20 protein-coding genes and 1 pseudogene are annotated in these 18,457 nt (G+C 63.0%); 9 read left to right on the top strand and 12 right to left on the bottom strand.

What is annotated here, in order from left to right; all coding sequences use genetic code 11:
- The first annotated feature begins 4 nt into the window (after positions 1-4).
- From IFT44_RS01980 to IFT44_RS01960, 5 genes and pseudogenes are all read left to right on the top strand, one after another.
- On the top strand, positions 5-367 hold the full coding sequence (locus IFT44_RS01980) for an STAS domain-containing protein (RefSeq protein ID WP_122478154.1): 363 nt from the start codon (positions 5-7) through the stop codon (positions 365-367).
- Positions 364-768: an anti-sigma regulatory factor gene (locus tag IFT44_RS01975; RefSeq protein ID WP_049859585.1), complete on the top strand. Its 405-nt coding sequence runs from the start codon at positions 364-366 to the stop codon at positions 766-768. The genes IFT44_RS01980 and IFT44_RS01975 overlap by 4 nt, the downstream gene beginning before the upstream one ends.
- A pseudogene (locus IFT44_RS01970) lies at positions 759-1,775 on the top strand (ATP-binding protein). The gene IFT44_RS01975 and the pseudogene IFT44_RS01970 overlap by 10 nt, the downstream one beginning before the upstream one ends.
- Complete coding sequence (locus IFT44_RS01965) at positions 1,768-2,643, top strand: sensor histidine kinase (RefSeq protein ID WP_122478158.1); 876 nt, start codon at positions 1,768-1,770, stop codon at positions 2,641-2,643. The pseudogene IFT44_RS01970 and the gene IFT44_RS01965 overlap by 8 nt, the downstream one beginning before the upstream one ends.
- The gene (locus IFT44_RS01960) at positions 2,633-4,606 is read left to right on the top strand and encodes a response regulator (RefSeq protein ID WP_192057111.1); all 1,974 of its coding nucleotides are present in this window, start codon (positions 2,633-2,635) and stop codon (positions 4,604-4,606) included. The genes IFT44_RS01965 and IFT44_RS01960 overlap by 11 nt, the downstream gene beginning before the upstream one ends.
- 490 nt (positions 4,607-5,096) lie before the next feature.
- On the opposite strand, the gene IFT44_RS01955 is transcribed toward IFT44_RS01960, so the two are convergent.
- The 7 genes from IFT44_RS01955 to IFT44_RS01925 form a co-directional block, all read right to left on the bottom strand.
- Positions 5,097-5,555, bottom strand: a complete 459-nt coding sequence (locus IFT44_RS01955; RefSeq protein ID WP_192057112.1) for an REP-associated tyrosine transposase — start codon at positions 5,553-5,555, stop codon at positions 5,097-5,099.
- A gap of 84 nt (positions 5,556-5,639) precedes the next feature.
- On the bottom strand, positions 5,640-6,485 hold the full coding sequence (locus tag IFT44_RS01950) for a glycosyltransferase family 2 protein (RefSeq protein ID WP_199861455.1): 846 nt from the start codon (positions 6,483-6,485) through the stop codon (positions 5,640-5,642).
- 15 nt (positions 6,486-6,500) lie between these two features.
- Entirely contained in the window at positions 6,501-7,151 is a 651-nt protein-coding gene (locus tag IFT44_RS01945) for a glycosyltransferase (RefSeq protein WP_192175315.1), read from the bottom strand.
- Between the two features lie 107 nt (positions 7,152-7,258).
- Positions 7,259-8,404, bottom strand: a complete 1,146-nt coding sequence (locus IFT44_RS01940; RefSeq protein WP_122478163.1) for a PQQ-dependent sugar dehydrogenase — start codon at positions 8,402-8,404, stop codon at positions 7,259-7,261.
- 29 nt (positions 8,405-8,433) lie between these two features.
- Positions 8,434-8,766: a hypothetical protein gene (locus IFT44_RS01935; protein ID WP_446730933.1), complete on the bottom strand. Its 333-nt coding sequence runs from the start codon at positions 8,764-8,766 to the stop codon at positions 8,434-8,436.
- Positions 8,767-8,894: 128 nt separating this feature from the next.
- Complete coding sequence (locus IFT44_RS01930) at positions 8,895-9,386, bottom strand: GFA family protein (protein WP_192175314.1); 492 nt, start codon at positions 9,384-9,386, stop codon at positions 8,895-8,897.
- A 72-nt stretch (positions 9,387-9,458) separates the two neighbouring features.
- Positions 9,459-10,610: an MFS transporter gene (locus tag IFT44_RS01925; RefSeq protein ID WP_192175313.1), complete on the bottom strand. Its 1,152-nt coding sequence runs from the start codon at positions 10,608-10,610 to the stop codon at positions 9,459-9,461.
- 169 nt (positions 10,611-10,779) lie between these two features.
- Here IFT44_RS01925 and IFT44_RS01920 point away from each other — a divergent pair, with 169 nt between their 5' ends.
- Positions 10,780-12,375, top strand: a complete 1,596-nt coding sequence (locus IFT44_RS01920; RefSeq protein ID WP_446730932.1) for a mechanosensitive ion channel family protein — start codon at positions 10,780-10,782, stop codon at positions 12,373-12,375.
- Between the two features lie 93 nt (positions 12,376-12,468).
- Here the strand turns inward: IFT44_RS01920 and IFT44_RS01915 are convergent, their stop codons facing one another.
- From IFT44_RS01915 to IFT44_RS01900, 4 genes are read right to left on the bottom strand one after another with little or no spacing between them, the layout of a single operon-like run.
- Positions 12,469-13,470 (bottom strand): ABC transporter substrate-binding protein, encoded by a 1,002-nt coding sequence (locus tag IFT44_RS01915; RefSeq protein WP_122478169.1) that lies wholly within the window; start codon positions 13,468-13,470, stop codon positions 12,469-12,471.
- Between the two features lie 30 nt (positions 13,471-13,500).
- Positions 13,501-14,367, bottom strand: coding sequence for an ABC transporter permease (locus IFT44_RS01910; protein WP_185793377.1), 867 nt, complete (start codon positions 14,365-14,367; stop codon positions 13,501-13,503).
- A gap of 24 nt (positions 14,368-14,391) precedes the next feature.
- Complete coding sequence (locus tag IFT44_RS01905; protein WP_192102029.1) at positions 14,392-15,273, bottom strand: ABC transporter ATP-binding protein; 882 nt, start codon at positions 15,271-15,273, stop codon at positions 14,392-14,394.
- A gap of 13 nt (positions 15,274-15,286) precedes the next feature.
- Complete coding sequence (locus IFT44_RS01900; protein WP_185793379.1) at positions 15,287-16,168, bottom strand: TauD/TfdA dioxygenase family protein; 882 nt, start codon at positions 16,166-16,168, stop codon at positions 15,287-15,289.
- Between the two features lie 279 nt (positions 16,169-16,447).
- On the opposite strand from IFT44_RS01900, the gene IFT44_RS01895 reads away from it, so the two are divergent.
- Complete coding sequence (locus tag IFT44_RS01895; protein ID WP_122478175.1) at positions 16,448-16,690, top strand: DUF1654 domain-containing protein; 243 nt, start codon at positions 16,448-16,450, stop codon at positions 16,688-16,690.
- A 4-nt stretch (positions 16,691-16,694) separates the two neighbouring features.
- Positions 16,695-17,384 carry an endonuclease gene (locus tag IFT44_RS01890; RefSeq protein WP_122478176.1) on the top strand — a complete coding sequence of 230 codons (690 nt, stop codon included), beginning with the start codon at positions 16,695-16,697 and terminating at the stop codon, positions 17,382-17,384.
- Positions 17,385-17,414: 30 nt separating this feature from the next.
- Here the strand turns inward: IFT44_RS01890 and IFT44_RS01885 are convergent, their stop codons facing one another.
- A complete protein-coding gene (locus IFT44_RS01885; RefSeq protein WP_185793380.1) occupies positions 17,415-17,987 on the bottom strand; it encodes an SPOR domain-containing protein in 573 nt (190 codons plus the stop codon).
- 145 nt (positions 17,988-18,132) lie between these two features.
- On the opposite strand from IFT44_RS01885, the gene IFT44_RS01880 reads away from it, so the two are divergent.
- Positions 18,133-18,429 (top strand): DUF6388 family protein, encoded by a 297-nt coding sequence (locus IFT44_RS01880; RefSeq protein WP_192057118.1) that lies wholly within the window; start codon positions 18,133-18,135, stop codon positions 18,427-18,429.
- Positions 18,430-18,457: the final 28 nt, after the last annotated feature.

The raw sequence follows: 18,457 nt of genomic DNA, 5'->3' as shown, positions 1-18,457 counted from the left end.
GCCCATGGAACGCATCCCTATATTGCAGATGGGCGCGTACCTGCTGGTGACCATCCAGGTCGACATGCACGATCAACTGGCGCTGGCGCTGCAGGATGACCTGTCGGAAAAGATCAGCAAGACTTCGGCCCGAGGCGTGTTGATCGATATCTCCGCGCTGGACATGGTCGATTCGTTCATTGGCCGGATGATCGGCACCATCTCCGGCCTGTCGCGGATCATGGACGCCGAAACCGTGCTGGTCGGCATGCAGCCCGCCGTGGCGATCACGCTGGTCGAGCTGGGCATGAACCTGCCGGGCGTGAGCACCGCGCTGAACGTGGAGCGCGGTATGCGCCTGCTGCAGGCACGGGTGAACGGCTCATGAACGTCGAGAGCAGCGGCAGTCAACCGGTGCGCCTCGAACAGGACGTGGTGCTGGCCCGCCAGACCGCGCGCAAGCTGGCCCAGGACTGCGGCATGCGCCTGATCGACCTGACCAAACTGGTGACGGCGGTCAGCGAGCTGGCGCGCAACACCGTGGTCTATGGCGGTGGCGGCGACATGGACTGGCAGATTCTCGACGACGGTGTGCGCAAGGGCCTGCGCCTGACGTTTCGCGACGAAGGCCCGGGCATTCCCGATCTGAAGCTGGCGCTGACCGACGGCTGGACCTCGGGCAACGGGCTTGGCCTGGGCCTGACCGGTGCACGTCGCCTGGTCGAGGAATTCGAATTGGACACCGCGCCTGGCCAGGGCACCCGCGTGACGATCACTCGATGGACCTGACCTTGCGCAGTGTCATCACCCAGGTGATCGCACTGCAGGACCCCAGCCAGGTCGGCGAAGCCCGCCGTGCCGCGCAGAAGATGGCGCAGGCGCAGGGCCTGGACGAAACCGACTGCGGCCGCGTGGCGCTGCTGGCCACCGAGCTGGCCAGCAATATCCTCAAGCATGCCGGCCACGGCGAGCTGCACCTGCGTGCCCTGCCCCATCCAACTTCACCGGGTGTGGAGCTGCTGGCAGTGGACCGCGGCACTGGTTTCGAGCTGCACGAGTGCATGGCCGATGGCTATTCCACGCGCGGCACTCAAGGCATCGGCCTCGGCGCGCTGGCGCGGCAATCGGAAGTGTTCGATGCGTACAGCGACGCCCGCGGTTCAGTGGTGCTGGCACGCCTGTACCGCAAGCGCGACAAGCTCGCCGACCTGCGCCTGGGCGTGACCCAGCGCTCGCTGCACGACGACCCGGCGTGTGGCGATGCCTGGCAGGTAACGTTCGCCGGCGAGGGTATCAGCGCCGTGGTGGTCGATGGTCTCGGTCATGGCGAAGAGGCCGAAAAGGCCGCACGCGCAGGTTGCCAGGCGTTCGCTCAGGCACCGTTCGCACGGCCCTAACATGTGCTCGACGACATGCACCAGGCCATGAACGGCACACGCGGTGGCGCAGTAGCCGTTGCCCAGTTCGAATACCACGCCGGGCAACTGCGTTTCGCCGGCATCGGCAACATCGGCGCCATGTTGCTATCGCCGGGCAAGAGCCGCGGACTGGCGTCCCATCCGGGCATCGTCGGCGGACAGTTCCGTCGCGCGCAAGCCTTCACGTTCGACGAGGCGAACGAGCAGTTGCTCGTTCTGTACAGCGACGGGTTGCAGTCGCGCTGGAACATGGCCGACTACCCGGGTCTGGTCCACCTTCACCCCGCCATCATTGCGTCGGTGCTGTACCGCGACTTCTGTCGCGGCCGCGACGACATCACCGTATTGGTCATCGCTCTGGAGCCACCCCATGTCTGAACCCCTCGATCTGGATGCCGAGGCCAGTGCGGCATTGATCGCCCAACTGCGTGCCGAGGCCCAGGCCTTGCGTGACGAACTGGATGAAACCAACCAGGGCGTGCTGGCACTGTATGGCGAACTCGACGGCCAGGCTGAGGAACTGCGCCAGGCTTCGGACCTAAAGAGCCGCTTCCTGTCCTACATGAGCCACGAATTCCGCACCCCGCTGGGCTCGATCCTGAGCATTACCGGCCTGCTTGCCGATGAACTGGACGGCCCCTTGGCGCCGGAGCAGCAGAAGCAGGTGAGTTTCATCACTCACGCCGCCCAGGAACTCAGCGACATGGTCGACGACCTGCTCGACCTGGCCAAGATCGAGGCAGGTCGGATCAGCATATCGCCGGCATGGTTCGACATGTTCGATCTGTTCTCGGCGTTGCGCGGCATGTTCCGGCCGATCGTCAATGCCAGCGCCGTGGACCTCATCTTCGAAGAGCCTGTCGGACTGCCACGCCTCTATACAGATGACAAGAAACTCGCGCAGATCCTGCGCAACTTCATTTCCAACTCGTTGAAGTTCACCCTCGCAGGTGAGGTGCGGGTGTCGGCCAGGCTCGAATCGCCATCGCAGATCCGCTTCGCCGTGAGCGATACCGGTATCGGCATTCCCGCCGAGCTGCACGGTACGTTGTTCGAGGACTTTGCCCAGATCGATTCGCCGGTGCAGAAACGCCTGCGTGGCACCGGCTTGGGCCTGTCGCTGTGCAAGCGCTTCGCCGAGTTGCTGGGCGGCACGGTTGGCGTGCAAAGCAGCCCGGGGGTGGGCTCGACATTCTTTGTGATCATTCCGTTGGCCATTGCGCCGGAGCCTGGCCATGACACCTGAAGTGCGGGTACTCATCGTCGACGACAACAGCGCCACTCGCTACGCGCTGCGGCGCCGATTGGAACGCCACGGCATCGTCATTCTGGAAGCCGGCACTGGCGGCGATGGCCTGGCGCTGATCGCCAGCGAGCAACTGGACGCGTTGATTCTGGACGTCAACCTGCCGGACATGAGCGGCTTCGACATCGTCCGACTGCTGCGCGCCAAGCCAGCCACCGCCCTGCTGCCGATCATCCATGTGTCGGCGGCGTCCATTCAGACCGGCGACATCATCACGGGTCTGGAAGCCGGAGCCGATGCGTACCTCATCCATCCAGTGGACGCCGACGTGCTGTTGGCCACCCTGCGCACTCTGCTGCGCGTGCGTGACACCGAGAACGCGCTGCGCGAAAGCGAGGCACGCTTTCGCGAGATTTTCGCCAACATCGCCGCGCCCATCGCGGTGATCGACGAGCAGCTGCAGGTGATCGAGTGCAATCATGCGTTCTCGCAACTGCTGCCTACCCCGGTGTCCCTCACCAGCCTGCAAGCGCAACTGGCGGCCGGGCAGGAAAGCGTGCTGGACGACCTGCAGGTGCGCTTGAGCAAAGGCGAACGCTGGCGTGGCAACCTGACCATCAGAGTCGACGATCAACTGCGTGAAACCGAATGGCAGGTCTCGCCCTATCGCGCGCCCGGGCACAGCCTGGTGTTCATCGAGGACGTGACCGAGCACCGGCAGCGCGAGCGTCAGCAGCAGATCCAGTTGGCCGACGCACAGACATTGCTGGCGCAGGAAGTGGCCGAGCGCGCGCGCACCGAGACGCAACTGTTGCAAGTGCAGAAAATGGACGCCCTGGGCAAGCTCACCGGGGGTATTGCGCATGACTTCAACAACCTGCTGACCGGCATCATCACGGCGCTGGAACTGATCAAGAAGCGGGTCGAGCCCTCCGCTGTGCAAGGTGCCACCGGCAGCGTCGACAAAGCCGTGTCACGCTATGCCGATGCGGCGCTGCAGTCGGCAACCAATGCGGCCGCCCTCACCCATCGCATGCTGGCCTTCGCCCGCCAGCAGCCGCTCGATACGCGGCCGATCGCGATCAACCAGCATGTGCATTCGCTGGAAGACCTGTTGCGCCGCACCATCGGTGAACGGATCACCCTGAGCCTGGACCTGACCGACAGCGCAGCCATCGCCATGGTCGATCCGATCCAATTCGAGAATGCGGTGCTCAACCTGGTGATCAATGCCCGCGACGCGCTGCCCGAAGGCGGCAACATCCGTCTGTCGACCTTCGCCGCCTATTCGCGGGGCGACACACGCCTGGCCGATGGCGACTACGTGGTGCTGTCGGTGCGTGACGACGGTACCGGGATCGATCACAGCATCATCGACAAGGTCTTCGACCCGTTCTTCACCACCAAGGCCGTTGGCAAGGGTACGGGGTTGGGTCTGTCGACGATCTACGGATTTGCCCGGCAGTCCGGTGGCGACGTACGGATCCGCAGCCTGCTTGGCCACGGCACCGAGGTGACCCTGATGCTGCCGGCTGGCCTGGCGCTGCTGCCGCAGCCCAGCGAGCCGGTGCAGTTGGAGAACCGCGGTAACGGCGAGCACTTGCTGGTGGTGGAAGACATGGCGTCGGTACGGATGTTCGTGGTCGAGGCGCTGATCGACGCAGGGTACCGCTGCACCGAGGTAGAAAGCGCGCTGGATGCATTGGATATCGTGCGCGATGACCCGTCGATCCAGCTGCTGTTGACCGACGTCGGCCTGCCGCAAATGAACGGCCGCGTTCTCGCCGACGCTGCTCGAGCCTTGCGTCCAGAGCTGCCGGTGCTGTTCATGACCGGCTACGCGGAAAACGCCCTGGACCTGCAGACCTTCCTCGCTGAAGGCATGGACATGGTCATCAAGCCCTTCCGCATGGGTGACCTGGTCGGCCGCATCACCCACCTCCTCGAACGCGATCCCCTGTAGCAGCGGCGCAGGCCGCGTCGGTGGTACACGCGTTCTGCCTGACCCACCACAGCGCTCCCGGACGCGGCTTGCGCCGCTGCTACAGGCGAGTGATTTGTAGCAGCGGCGCAAGCCGCGTCGGCGGTTTATGCGTTCTGCCTGACCCACCACAGCGCGCCCGGACGCGGCTTGCGCCGCTGCTACAGGCGAGTGATTTGTAGCAGCGGCGCGAGCCGCGTCGGCGGTCTACGCATTCCTCCTGACCCACCACACCACCCCCGGACGCGGCTTGCGCCGCTGCTACAGGCGAGCGATTTGTAGCAGCGGCGCGAGCCGCGTCGGCGGTACACGCGTTCCGTCTGACACACCGCAGCGCTCCCGGACGCGGCTTGCGCCGCTGCTACAGGGGTTCTCGGTGCCTGTAGCAGCGGCGCAAGCCGCGTCGGCGGTGTCCGCGTTGCGCCTGACCCACCACCGCGCGAGCCGCGTCGGCGGTGCACGCGATCGCTGATCACAGCCAGATCGCGTCCCACAAAGGATAATCGCCAACCTTCTGAACCAGCCCGGCGCGGACCGGGTTCATGATGATGTAGCGCGCTGCGCTTCTGAGATCCTCTTCGCGGCGCAGGGCACGGTCGTAATACCCTTTCTGCCAGAGTCGGCCACAGGTCCCGTTGCGGCGATTGATGGCCAGGCTGCTGCGCGCTTTCATCCGGCAAACGATCGTAGCCAAATCGCCTTTTCGCAATTGAAACAACCAGTGCAGATGATCCGGCATCACCACCCACGCCAACGACTCTACGTCCCCTGCGTCATGCAGGGCGCGCAACTGAGCAACCAGCGCCCGGGCGGTTTGCAAGCAGGAAAAAACGGCAGCCCGATCAGCCGTCACACAGGTGATCGAGTAAAGCCGGCCTAGCTCGCTGAAGCGCCCCTTGCGCAATACATAGGCTTTTCTGCACGCCGACATTCCCTGTCCACCGAAAAGCCTTCACCTTAGAAAACAGATGGCCCCTGGACAAGCGCACAATCATTGCCGAATCTGACCAGGCTTTTAGAACCCGGAGCCGGCCTGGTCGAGGCAAGCATCGACCTCGGCATCAGTGGGATGATGCAGGATCTCCAGCGAGTCGGACGTCCAGCTCACCAGGCCCAGTTCAGCAAATTCGCTGAGCCAGCCTTCCATCGGCCATTGCGCCCAGCGCTGGTTAAAGCGCTGAGCATTGGCTACGATCGCCGAAAAATGGTTGAGCGGCGGACGCCAGGTCGGGTGGTATTGATGGAAGGCCAGGGCCGCTGCCACTCGTAGCTCCACGCCATGGTGACGTGCGCTGAACGCGAAATCGGTGTCTTCGGCGCCGTAGCCCAGGTACCCCTCGTCAAAGCCACCGATGCGTTCGAATACCTCACGGGTGCAAGCGAAATTCAGCGACCAGAACAGGTGATGCGCAAGCAGCGAACCCGGCTTCCCGCGGTATTGGCTGAGCGGATGGGCAACGCCGTCGCGCATCAACGTGGCTTGAGTCCAGTCTTCCATCCGGGCGGTACTGGGCAAGTAACGGACCTCGCCCAGGTGCAGGGCTTCAGGCCTTTCGCGCAGCGCGGCAGCGTAATCGGACAGCAGGCTTTGGCTCGGGATGCAGTCCACGTCGAGGAACACCCAATGCTCGCCCCCGCATTGGCGCACGGCATTGCGCGCTTTCGCCAGCGGCAAGCCATGAGACGCATCATCGACCACGAGGCAGTGGATGGGAAAGCACTCACTGTGCAAATCACGCGCCGGCTGATTCATGAACACCACCCAGAACGCCTCGGGCATCAGGTTGCCCTGCTCCAGTCCACGGATGACATTGTCCAGCTGTCGCTCGCGGCCATGCACCAGTGTGATCACACTCACCATGTCACGTTCACCTCGTCAGAACCCACTCACCTTGCACAACCCCGGCAACCGCGCCGGCTCGCCGTAACCGCTGCCCGCCGGTGCACATCGGCTGACGCGCACAGAGCCGCTCCAGGCAATGCGCCGGCCGCGGGCCTCCACCTGTTCGATCAGATGCCGCTCGTCATGACCCAAGCTCGCATTCAGCCCTCCGGCATCCGTGTAGGCCAAGGTGCTCATACCGAGATTGGCCATATGCACGTTCGAGCGCCGTTCATCCATGGTCACCGAGCGCCGCCGCCGACCCTGTACGAGGCGGCTGGCACCCGGCTCGGCATCCACCCGCCCGCACACAGCGTCGACTCCGTAGGCTAGCTGCGCGGCCAGCCAGTCATCAGGCACCCGCACATCCGCTTCCGTCCAGGCCAGCCATCGTGCGCCAGCCTGTACCAGGTGTGCGGCGCCTGCGGCCCTCGCCGCTACCTTGTTGGCGGCATTGGTATCGATCAGCCGTACCGGATAGCGCTGGGCGATATCGCGCGACCTGTCGCTGCAGGCGTCGAGCACCACGACGATGCGTACCAGTTCGGTACACAGCGTGCCGTGCTCGGCAGCCAACATGACCGATCGCAGGCATCGGTCGAGACTGGCGTGCTCGTTTTGCACAGGAATGATGACGCCGATCATGCTGAACCTCTTGAAGAGACGAAATCGTCGAGACCATGCTGGCCATTGACCAGCAATCGACTCGAAGATGAACGAGAGGTTTCAGATAAACGATGAAACGTGCAGATTCATTCAAGACCGATCTTGAGCAATTCCCCGTCGTCGTCATCGGTCAACACATACAGATAGCCATCCGGGCCTTGGCGCACGTCGCGGATCCGCTCGCCGCGTTCACCCAGCAGACGTTCCTCGTGAACCACCTTGTCACCCTCGAACTGCAGGCGAATCAGGTCTTCGGAGGCTAACGCACCGATGAACAGATTGTGGTTCCAGCGCTTGAACTTGTCGTTGTCATAGAACGCCATGCCGCTGATGGCCGGTGACTTTTCCCACACATGATACGGATCGGTGATGCCCGGCCCGGTCTTGCCGCGGGCCTCGGGAATCGGCTCCCCGGAGTAATTGATCCCGTGGGTGTAGAGCGGCCAGCCGTAATTGGCGCCGCGCTCGATGATGTTCAGCTCGTCACCGCCACGGGCGCCGTGCTCATGGGTCCAGAGGGTGCCGGTCCACGGGTTCAGCGCAGCGCCTTGCTGGTTGCGATGCCCGAATGACCAGATTTCCGGACGCACGCCCTTCTGCCCCACGAACGGGTTGTCCTTGGGCACCTTGCCGTCGGCGAAGATGCGCACAACCTTGCCCTGCAGCTTGTCCAGGTCCTGAGAGGTGGCACGCTCGTTGTTTTCGCCCAGGGCGATGAACAGGTAGCCGTCGCGGTCGAAGACCAGACGGGAACCGAAGTGATTGCCGACCGACAGCTTCGGCTCCTGGCGGAAAATCGTGGTGAAGTTTTCCAGATGAGTCAGGTCTTCGGACAACCGTCCACGACCCACGGCGGTGCCGCCCTTGCCATCCTGGCCCTGTTCGGCATACGACAGGTAGACCATGCGGTCGGCCTTGAAGTCGGGTGACAGCACCACGTCGAGCAACCCGCCTTGATTCTTCGCCCATACCTGCGGTACCCCGCTGATGGGTGAAGAGATTTTGCCCTCGGCGCTGACCACGCGCAGATCACCCGGTTTTTCAGTGACCAGCATGCCCTTGTTGTCCGGCAGGAAGGCCAAACCCCAAGGGTATTTGAGGCCTTCGGCCACGGTTGTCACGGTGATCTGGCCCAGTTCGCTTGGGTAAGTGGTCACCGTTGCCGCCGAAGCGGCCAGTCCGTACAGCGCAAGGCCGGCGCAAGCCGAGGCCAAAAGGGTTTTCTGCAGCATGGGCTTATCCTTCAGCAAGAATGGAGTGATCAACGCGTGCCAGGGGCGGTGCGGGGTTGTTGGGTGCCGTTGGCCGGGCGGCGCAGGTTTTCACCGTTGCCGATGCCGCGGTTTTCGAGCGTCGGCGGCCGCGGATTGTCGGTACGCGGCGTCGGCTGGCGCAGTTGCGGATTGGGCGCGGTAGTGCCCTGGCGGCTGTTCGGATTGATCCGTCGAGTGGGGCTGTTGTAGGGATTGGACGTATCGTTGGCGGCTACGGTGATTGGCTGACGCGGTTGCTCGGTGGCGATCGACACGTGGGCCATCGCCGAATGAGACAGCATCGTGCCAAGCATCAGGGACGCCAGTAGGGACAACTTCATGGGTATCTCGCCCTCGATCACGGTGGATTCAGGGATTTGAGGATGAATTGTCCCTGACGTTCGCCGCGGCATGGCCCGGCGAGCTCGTCGAGGTGATTCACCATGTTTCAAATATCGACCTGCACCACTCAAGGTTGGGTCAGGCCGAGCCTCTCGTGCCACTGCGCAAGCGACTCGTCCGGGTACTGTTGAAACTGCCGGTCGTGCTTGCCGGACTGCACCTCGACCCAGCTCGCCTTGGAATCGAGCAGCAGGTGGGTGTGTTCGGGCGGCACCGGCAACTCGCTGTCGATGGCACTGGCGAATGGATGCACCAGCTCCGGCCAGGCCGGATCGAACAACCACAAGGCGCTACCACACAGATGACAGAAATGCCGCTCGGCAGTGCTGGGGTGAGTGCCGCCGCCACTCTCGTCGGGCAACCTGGCATGGTAGACGGTGATATGACTGCGACCCTGCACATTGAGACTGGCCGCCTCGCCGCCCAGGTTTATGGCATAACCGCCGCCGCCCTGGGTCTTGCGGCAGATCGAACAGTAGCACCGCTGATAAGGGTATGGATGGGCGCTGCGCAGGCTGAAAGTGACGGCACCGCAGTGACAGGATCCGTGCAGTTGCATGGCTGAACTCCGTATCGAGTGGCGATCAATGAGCGGTTGATGAACGTTCAGCGTAGACCCTGCACGGGCCGTTCAGTTTCGCAGGTAGCGCCCGCTGGCCGCGACGAACAAGAGCAGCACGATCAGCACGCCCAGGGCAATCGACAGGCTGCTGGCGTGGGCCACGAAGCCGATGAAAGCCGGGCCTACCAGGATGCCCGCATACCCCAGGGACGTCATGGCAGGAATGGCGGCGCTCTGCGGCATGGTGGTCTGGCGCCCGACCGCGGTGAACAGCACCGGGACGATGTTCGAGCAGCCTGCGCCGATCAAGGCATAGCCCAGCAATGCCGCCGGCCACGCCGGAACGGCCAGCGACAAGGCCAGACCGATTGCCGCGCAGAGCCCCCCGTACAATGTGACCCGGGCGCCACCGAAGCGCGAGACGATGGCATCGCCGGTCAGGCGGCCGATGGTCATGGTCGTGGCGAAGGCAGCGTAGCCAAGCCCTGCGTAGGCAGGTTGCATGTCGCGCTCGGAAACCAGGAATACAGCACTCCAGTCGAGCATGGCCCCCTCGGTGAGAAAGACGATGAAACACAGCGCCCCGAGGAACAGCACGATCCCACGTGGCACGGCGAACAGCGGGCCATCGCTTTCATTGCCATAGGGCAGCAGATGCGGCGCCGCCTTGAATACCGCGACAAGGGTCAGCGCTACCACGCAGGCCACCGCCAGCAGCGGCGTCAGGCCGAGCGCAAGCAAAGCGGTCATGCCGCCCGCTCCAAGGATGCCACCCACACTGAACAAACCGTGGAAGCCGGACATCATCGGCCGGCCACTGGCCTTCTCGACCAGCACCGCCTGGATGTTCATGGCGCAGTCGATGGCGCCCATTCCGGCGCCGAACACCAGGATTGCGGCAATCAACAGCTGCAGGGTCGCCACGCTGGCCAGCAGCGGCAACGTCAGGCAGATGAGCAAGGCTGCACCGACGATGACGCGTCGGCAGCCCCAGCGCGCGCAGAAATAACCCGCCAATGGCATGGCCAGGATGGAACCTGCGCCCAGCCCAAGCAGCAGCAGGCCCAGGCTGCCGTCGCTGAGCTGCGCCCGCGCCTTGGCCAGCGGCACCAGCGGCGCCCAGGCGGCCATGGCGAAGCCGGCGATGAAGAAAGCGATACGGGTGGAAAACTGCTCTTGCCGACCCGGCGCGGCGGTGGCGAAGGTGCTGCTCGACGACATGATCAAAGCCTTGGATAAAGAGTTTCATGCAGCCGCGCACACCGCTCGAGCGACACGCGACTACCTTGAATGCAAGATGAACAATCGCGACAAATGCCGTGGATCGGCGAACTTGCCGGTAAAAATTCACTCAACGACTGGTGTACCGATCAATAGAGCGACCCGCATTGTGTTCAGTTCCCCGGCGAAAACCCTCCTCCCCCTGCTGTTCCTGCTGCTGACTTCCACCTTGCAGGCCGCTGAAGCCCCGGCGGCCGATGCGCCTGTCGAAGAAGCAGCACCGCTGGTGCAAGGCGGCGTGATCACGTTGTTCGACAGCGGTCACAAGCGCGCTGCGGTTACGGTGCTGCGTCGCTACGCGCCGCGCCCGCTGTTCATGATCGGCTTTCTGGCAGCCCTGAGCGACGCCCTCACCAGCCCGCAGATCGCCCGCCAGCTGGGCACCAACTTCACCGCCAGCCTGGCGGTGGTCGCGGGCCTGTTCGCCACCTTGTCCTTCGCGGTGCTGGTGGTGCGCATGCGTCGGCCGGTGGCCCATCTGATCCGCAATCGGCCACTGGCGCAGCGCCTGCAGCACCGCGGAGTGCAAGAGTCGCTGCGGCTGTTTTCGGCGCTGTGGTACCTGCCCATCCTGCTGATGATTCTGGTCTCGGCGGTGCATCTGATCGGCGCCGGCGAGGAAAGCCAGAAAGCCTTGCAGAACGCCCTGCTCACCACCGTGCTGCTGATCGCCACGGTGTTCCTCAGCACTGTCATGCAACACCTGTTCAAACCCGCCGCTGCCGCCACCGCCACACCCCGCCTGCGGCCCTATAAAGAGCTGCTGCGCAACCTGGGCCACGCCGTGGTGCGCATCGTCATGGCCATCGCCTTCATCGAACTGCTGGGACGCATCTGGGGCGTGTCGATGCTCGAATTCGCCGCCAGCAACAGCATGGGCCGGGCGATCAGCGATTCGCTGAGCAGCATCGGCTTGATCCTGCTGGTCACCTGGCTGTTGTGGGTGGTCCTGGACACAGCCATCCAGGAGGCACTGAAGCCGTCGGTCGGCAAACGCGCCTCGCGCCAGCCGAGCACGCGGGTGCTGACCATCCTGCCGATGCTGCGCAACGCCATCAAGATCATCCTGCTGGTGATCTGCACCATCACCACCATGGCCAACCTGGGCATCAACGTCGCGCCGCTTCTGGCCGGTGCCGGGGTAGTCGGCCTGGCCATCGGCTTTGGTTCGCAGCAACTGGTGCAGGATGTGATCACCGGCCTGTTCATCCTCATCGAAGACACCATCGCCATCGGCGACTGGGTGGTACTCGACTCCGGCCACGCCGGCACGGTGGAGAGCCTGACCATCCGCACCCTGCGCCTGCGCGACGGCAAGGGCTTCGTGCATTCGGTGCCGTTCGGCCAGATCAAGGCAGTCACCAACCAATCCCGGCAATTCGCCTACGCGTTCTTCTCGGTGCAGTTCACCTACGACAGCGACATCGACACCGCCCTGGACCTGATCAAGCAGGCGGGGCAATCCATCGTCGAGGACGTGATGCTCAAGCACAACCTGCAGGGTCCGTTGCAGGTGTTCGGGGTGGACAAGATGGACCTCAATGGCATCGTCCTGACCTCGCAATTCCGCACTGTGTCCGGCGGTCAGTACGGCGTGGGCCGGGCATTCAACGAGCGCCTGAAGAAGCTGGTCGACCAGCATGACAACGTGCGTTTCGCCCAGTACTACCCTGCCCTCGGCCTGCCCGCCCCGACCCCGGCCTGAATTACCCGCCGCAAAAAAAACTCGGCACCGACGTTCACAGGGTGCGTGAACGTCGGTGCCGAGGTGTGCGTCGATGGTGATGGAGCGGGCGGATCAGCTACCGGCGCCGCCGTGGGCTTCTTCGAAGAAGTAGTCTTTCCAGCTGTCTGCCTTGTTCTTCAGCACACCCAGCTCATGCAGCCGCTCGGCGTATATGAAGGTGCGTTGCGGCACCACCGTGAAGTCGATCTCCGGGTCCTGGACGATCTTTTCCACGAACGCCTCGCTCAAGGTCGATTTCTCCACGCGAATATAGGTCTTGGCTGCGGCGACCTTGTCGGCCTTGACGATCTGCGCGGCTTCCACCAATGCGTCATAGAACGCCTTGTAGGTCTTGGGGTTGTCGTCGTGGAATTTCTGCGTGGTGTACAGCACATTGAAGGTCGCCGGGCCGCCGAGGATGTCGTAGCTGCTGAGCACCTTGTGCACCTTGGGGTTTTCCAGGGCCTGGTACTGGAACGGCGGGCTGGAGAAATGCGCGCTGATTTCCGAACCGCCGGCCATCAGCGCCGAGGTGGCGTCCGGGTGGGGAATGCTCACCGAAATGTTATCGAATTTCTTGAATTCCTTGTCGCCATAGAGTTTGGCCGTCTCCAACTGCAAGGTGCGAGACTGGAAGCCAACCCCTGCGGCGGGCACCGCGATGCGGTCCTTGTCGGTGAAGTCCTGCAAGGTCTTGACGTCAGGATTGTTACTGAGCAGGTAGTTGGGCATCGAGCCCAGCGACGCGATGGCCTTGACGTTCTGCCGACCCTTGGTGCGGTCCCAGACGGTGAGCATCGGCGGCACGCCGGCCGACACCACATCCAACGCACCGGCGAGCAATGCCTCGTTCATCGCGGTGGCTCCGGAAATGCTGTTCCAGTCCACTTCGATGTCCACGCCTTGCTGCTTGCCGTGTTTCTCGATCAGCTGCTGGTCACGCACGACATCGAGGATCAGGTAGCCGATGCCGAACTGCTGGGCGATGCTGATCTTGCCTTCGGCGCTGGCGCCGCTGGCCAGCAGTGCGCCGGCCAGGCCGCAGGCCAGGGATAGCTTGCTTGCAAATACCATGATGAAGTCTCTGGACTAAAGGAAATGGACTCAGCGCTGCATGCCCCAGCGCTTGATGGTGAGGCGTTCGAACGTGTTGAACAGCAGGTTTTCCACCAGCAGGCCGATCAGGATCACCGCAGCCAGGCCGGCGAACACCTTGTCGGTGTACAGCTCGTTGCGATTCTGGAAGATGTACCAGCCCAGGCCACCCTTGCCCGACGAGGCGCCGAACACCAGCTCGGCGGCGATCAAGGTGCGCCAGGCGAACGCCCAGCCGATCTTCAGGCCTGCCAGGATCGACGGCAGCGCGGCCGGAATGAGGATGTACCAGACGAATCGCAGCCCTCTCAGGCCGTAGTTGCGGCCCGCCATGCGCTGGGTTTCCGACACGCCGAGGAAGCCTGCGTAGGTGTTCAGTGCCAATGCCCACAGCACCGAATGCACCAGCACGAAAATCAGGCTGTTCTCGCCCAGGCCGAACCACAGCAGCGACAGCGGCAACAGCGCGATGGCCGGCAAGGGGTTGAACATTGCCGTCAAAGTGCTGAGCAGGTCGCGCCCCAACTGGGTCGACACTGCCAGCGTGGTCAGGCCGAAGGCCAGGACGATGCCGATCAGGTAGCCCTTGATCAGTACCGTCAGCGATATCCAGACCTTGCTCAACAGCTCGCCACTGGCCACACCGTCGATGAAGGCATGGGCGGTCTGCATGAAGCTGGGCAGCAGCAAGTCGTTGTTCTGCCAACGGGCGGCCAGTTCCCAGATAACCGCCAGGGCGAGCAGGATCACGCCCTTGCGCACCCAGGCCTGTTGCCAGATCCGCTGCGCCAAGGAGATGTCGCGCACCAGTTCGGCTTGGGTGAACGGCTCCAGGACGACTTCGTACTCCTGGCGTGCGGGTGGGGAAAGGCTCATGTCGTTGCTCCGAATGCGGCGAGATCAGTAGGCGATGCGCAGGCGCTGGAAATCCACCGGACGGTCCAGCTCAGGCGCTTCGCCCTCGTCGAACAGCAGGCGATGGATGCGCTGGGCGCTGGCCTGGAAATCAACGCCGCCCAGGCTGCTCAGGTCGAACTGGTGGCTGTTGATTTCCGCCCGCACCCGCCCCGGGTGCGGCGACAGCAGCAAAATGCGGTTGCCCACCACCAATGCTTCTTCGATGGAGTGGGTGACGAAGAGCAAGGTGAAGCGCACTTCCTGCCACAGTTCCAGCAGTTCTTCCTGCATCTTGCGCCGCGTCAGTGCGTCGAGCGCCGCGAACGGTTCGTCCATCAGCAGGATCTTCGGCTGCATGGCCAGCGCGCGAGCGATGGCGACCCGCGCCTTCATGCCGCCAGACAACGTATGCGGGTAGGCATCGGCGAAAGCACTGAGGCCGACCTTCTCCAGGTAGTGACGGGCGCGCTCGTTGGCTTCGGCGCGTTTCAAGGTGCGCGACGCCAGCAGCGGGAACATCACGTTCTCGATCACAGTTTTCCAGGCGGGCAGTTGATCGAACTCCTGGAACACCACGATACGGTCCGGGCCTGGCTCTTCTATGCGCTCTCCGGCGAGGCGAATCTGCCCTTCGCTGGGCTTGATGAAGCCTGCCACGGCTTTGAGCAGCGTGGATTTACCGCACCCGGAGGGACCCAGCAGGACGAAGCGATCGGCACGGTCCACTTCGAAGCTGACCTGATGCGTTGCGCGCACCACCCGTTCGGAGGTGCGGTATTCGAGGCTGACGTTGTCCACCTGCAGCAGGGTCTCGGCAGTCGGCCTTTGCCCGGGTACACCTGCGATATCAGCGCTGGCCGTGTGGCCTGGCAGTGCAGCGTTCATGCAAGACTCCCTATCAAAACGGCGCATCGCCCTGGATGGTGGTGCGGTACAACTTGCGCCGCAGGTGGTCCGGACAGCCGGCCGCGAGGTGTACCAACGAGCGGTTGTCCCAGAACACCATGTCGTGTGGCTGCCACTGATGACGGTACACATGCTCATCGCGCACGCTGTGGGCATAGAGCTGTTGCAACAGGTCGCGGCTTTCATCTTCGGGCAGGCCCACGATGTGCGTGGTGAAGCCTTCGCTGACGAACAAAGCCTTGCGCCCGTTCTCTGGATGGGTGCGAACCACCGGATGGGTCACGGTGACCACCTGGGCCAGCTGTTCGGCACTCAGGGTCGGTCGCCAGTTGGCGGCGTTCTTGCCCTCGCTGTAGCGCGCGGTATAGGAATGCACGGCGTGCTTGCCCTCAACGGCCTGGCGCAGTGCTGTGGGAAGAGTGTCCCAAGCCCTGTGCATGTCGGCGAACAAGGTGTCACCGCCTTCGCTGGGTAATTCCTGCGCATGCAGCATGGAGCCCAGGCTCGGCAGTTCTTTATAGGACAGGTCCGAATGCCAGTATTTGCCGGCGTCACCCAGCCCGACCGGCTGGCCGTTCTCGACAATGTTGGAAACGATGAGGATCTCTGGGTGCCCTGCGAGCAGGAACTGCTTGAGCACATGGATTTGCAGCACACCGAAACGACGGCTGAAGTCGATCTGTTGCTCAGGGGTAATGCGCTGATCGCGAAACACCACGACATGATGGTCGAGATGGGCGCGGTGAATGCGGGTGAAGTCTTCGTCACTCAACGCCAGACGCAGGTCCAGGCCGACGATTTCGGCACCGACATGGCCGGCCAGCGGACGAACTTCGAATGCTTGACGTGAGGTTTCAGGAAGGACGGCGGCCATGTTGTGCTCCGACTCTGGCTATTGAGTACGAGGGGATAGCCAGACTGTAGAGCTATAAGAATAGAATTTTAAATATCGTTATCGCATAACGATATCGCTGTCGGGACTTTCAGATTGTGGAGTCGCGTCGGATGTCTCTGATCCGCTTGAAGTTTTTTTTAAACGCCGTGAAGAAAACAACAGGATTGGCTGTCAGAAACCCGCTATTGACCCTGCGCTATTGCGAAACGTCTTACAGTCAAATACTGTACGCACGTACAGCCAATAAGGAATTCTGTCGTGACCACTGCCACCCCTGCCGCGCCGAGCGCCTATGAGCGTCTTGGCGTGCGCGTCCAGAAGATCATCAATTCGCCCACCGCGCAGAAGTCTCGCGCGGCCCTCATATTCCGCCTCGAGCACGAAAGCGAGGACGATTGGGCACAAATGCTCGAGGAAATCGCCGAGAACGACAACGTCACCCTCGCCCACCGCGACGACGGTGGCGTGCAGATTTTCTGGGTCGTGCCGAAGGAAGATTGATTCGATGATGGTCCGCAGTTTTTTCATCAGCTTGATGTTGTTCAGCTTTACCGCGTATGCCGATGCCCCACGCACGTTCAGCGAAGCCAAGAAAGTCGCCTGGAAGCTGTACGCTCCGCAGTCCACCGAGTTTTACTGCGGCTGCAAGTACACCGGCAATCGGGTCAACCTTGCGGCGTGCGGCTATGTACCGCGCAAGAACGCCAACCGCGCTGCGCGCATCGAATGGGAACATATCGTGCCGGCCTGGCAGATCGGCCACCAGCGCCAATGCTGGCAGAACGGCGGGCGCAAGAACTGCACCCGCAACGACAAGGTCTACCAGACCGCCGAAGCCGATCTGCACAACCTGGTGCCGAGCATTGGCGAGGTGAATGGCGACCGCAGCAACTTCAGCTTCGGCTGGCTGCCCGAACAACGCGGGCAGTACGGTTCATGCCTGACCCAGGTCGACTTCAAGGCCAAGAAGGTCATGCCACGGCCTTCGATCCGCGGGATGATCGCGCGCACCTATATGTACATGAGCAAGCAGTACGGATTGCGCCTGTCGCGCCAGGACACCCAGCTGTACCAGGCCTGGGACAAGACCTACCCGGTGCAGGTCTGGGAGCGCCAGCGCAACCAGCAGGTGGCGTGCGTGATGGGCCACGGCAACGCCTTCGTCGGGCCGGTAGACCTCAAGGCCTGCGGCTGAAGCCAGAGAGCCTTGGCGTGCAACCGCGCTTCAGGGCTTGTCGGCCTCGCTGAACGGCATCACCACCGATTCGATACCGCGCGAGCCCATGAGGCGAGCGCGCTCCTTGTCCGCTTCGGCCCGGCTGTCGAACGGCCCAAGGTAGACCAGGGTCTGGCCGTCGCGCTGGACGAAGCTGGCAACGAAGCCGTTTTCCACCAGACGCGCCGCCATGTCAGTCACCGAGCCCATGTTGCGACCCGAAACGATACGTACCTCCCAACGCTGCCCTGGCTGTTCGGCTACATCGACGGGCGCCAGCAATTCCTCGGCGCTGCCGCACACTTCGCGCACGCGAGGGTCGTTGCCATCGTTGTCGATGACCACTTCGAACCGGTCGCCATGGGGGACGGCCGCGTAGCTGCGGTAGGGTCCGTACACGCCCTGGGCGTTCTTGCCCTTCACCTGGCCACAGTAGTTGCCTTGATCGGTGGTGCGAACATTGGTGAAGCGCGCCGTCTTGGGGTTCTCCAACAGCTGCGACACCGCCTCATGGGCTTTTTCGAACGCGGTACCGCAACCGGCCAACGTCAGCATTGCCATCACCATCATCAACTTGCGCACACGCCTACCTCCAGAATTCGAGGCGCCGATTTTATCACTATCCACCCGGCCGGCGCCCGTTCTAGCGTCGACCGCCGCTGACGCCGCGGCAACGCCGTGGCATCATGCAAGCCTTACCTTTTCGAATAGCCAGCAGGGCCCCGACATGATCGCCAAAGAAGACCGCAACACAGCCGCACTGGCGATATTCCTCGACGCCCACCCCGAGTTGCGCGAGGAGATCCAGGTGCTGGACAGCCGCGAGCAGGCCGAACAGGTGCAGTGGGCTTTCGAGGACGAGGCGCAGGCCCAGGGCCTGGAACCGTGGGAGCTGGCGCTGCAATTGATTGCGCAAAGCCCGGAAGAACTCAAGGCGATGCGCCTCGAGGTTCACCAGGAAGTGGCGGACGCACTGGGCCTGAGCTGGGAAGACTATTGCGAATTCAATGCCGTCGAACTGTGACATGACCGACGGTCTCAAGCTGAATCGA

Origin of the sequence: Pseudomonas sp. CFBP 13710, from assembly GCF_014842235.1 — a bacterium.
Taxonomy (GTDB): Bacteria; Pseudomonadota; Gammaproteobacteria; order Pseudomonadales; family Pseudomonadaceae; genus Aquipseudomonas; species Aquipseudomonas baltica.
Note: the sequence above shows the minus strand (reverse complement) of the source record. Positions and strands in the feature narration are given on the sequence as shown.

What these genes read in the sequence shown, in the direction of transcription:
- IFT44_RS01945 (WP_192175315.1), bottom strand. Translation starts at nt 7,151, where the DNA reads ATGATCGGCGTCATCATTCCTGTGCAAAACGAGCACGCCAGTCTCGAC.
- IFT44_RS01935 (WP_446730933.1), bottom strand. Translation starts at nt 8,766, where the DNA reads ATGAAGTTGTCCCTACTGGCGTCCCTGATGCTTGGCACGATGCTGTCT.
- IFT44_RS01950 (WP_199861455.1), bottom strand. Translation starts at nt 6,485, where the DNA reads ATGGTGAGTGTGATCACACTGGTGCATGGCCGCGAGCGACAGCTGGAC.
- IFT44_RS01940 (WP_122478163.1), bottom strand. Translation starts at nt 8,404, where the DNA reads ATGCTGCAGAAAACCCTTTTGGCCTCGGCTTGCGCCGGCCTTGCGCTG.
- IFT44_RS01930 (WP_192175314.1), bottom strand. Translation starts at nt 9,386, where the DNA reads ATGCAACTGCACGGATCCTGTCACTGCGGTGCCGTCACTTTCAGCCTG.
- IFT44_RS01880 (WP_192057118.1), top strand. Translation starts at nt 18,133, where the DNA reads ATGATCGCCAAAGAAGACCGCAACACAGCCGCACTGGCGATATTCCTC.
- IFT44_RS01965 (WP_122478158.1), top strand. Translation starts at nt 1,768, where the DNA reads ATGTCTGAACCCCTCGATCTGGATGCCGAGGCCAGTGCGGCATTGATC.
- IFT44_RS01915 (WP_122478169.1), bottom strand. Translation starts at nt 13,470, where the DNA reads ATGGTATTTGCAAGCAAGCTATCCCTGGCCTGCGGCCTGGCCGGCGCA.
- IFT44_RS01960 (WP_192057111.1), top strand. Translation starts at nt 2,633, where the DNA reads ATGACACCTGAAGTGCGGGTACTCATCGTCGACGACAACAGCGCCACT.
- IFT44_RS01905 (WP_192102029.1), bottom strand. Translation starts at nt 15,273, where the DNA reads ATGAACGCTGCACTGCCAGGCCACACGGCCAGCGCTGATATCGCAGGT.
- IFT44_RS01925 (WP_192175313.1), bottom strand. Translation starts at nt 10,610, where the DNA reads ATGTCGTCGAGCAGCACCTTCGCCACCGCCGCGCCGGGTCGGCAAGAG.
- IFT44_RS01980 (WP_122478154.1), top strand. Translation starts at nt 5, where the DNA reads ATGGAACGCATCCCTATATTGCAGATGGGCGCGTACCTGCTGGTGACC.
- IFT44_RS01975 (WP_049859585.1), top strand. Translation starts at nt 364, where the DNA reads ATGAACGTCGAGAGCAGCGGCAGTCAACCGGTGCGCCTCGAACAGGAC.
- IFT44_RS01910 (WP_185793377.1), bottom strand. Translation starts at nt 14,367, where the DNA reads ATGAGCCTTTCCCCACCCGCACGCCAGGAGTACGAAGTCGTCCTGGAG.
- IFT44_RS01890 (WP_122478176.1), top strand. Translation starts at nt 16,695, where the DNA reads ATGATGGTCCGCAGTTTTTTCATCAGCTTGATGTTGTTCAGCTTTACC.
- IFT44_RS01900 (WP_185793379.1), bottom strand. Translation starts at nt 16,168, where the DNA reads ATGGCCGCCGTCCTTCCTGAAACCTCACGTCAAGCATTCGAAGTTCGT.
- IFT44_RS01955 (WP_192057112.1), bottom strand. Translation starts at nt 5,555, where the DNA reads ATGTCGGCGTGCAGAAAAGCCTATGTATTGCGCAAGGGGCGCTTCAGC.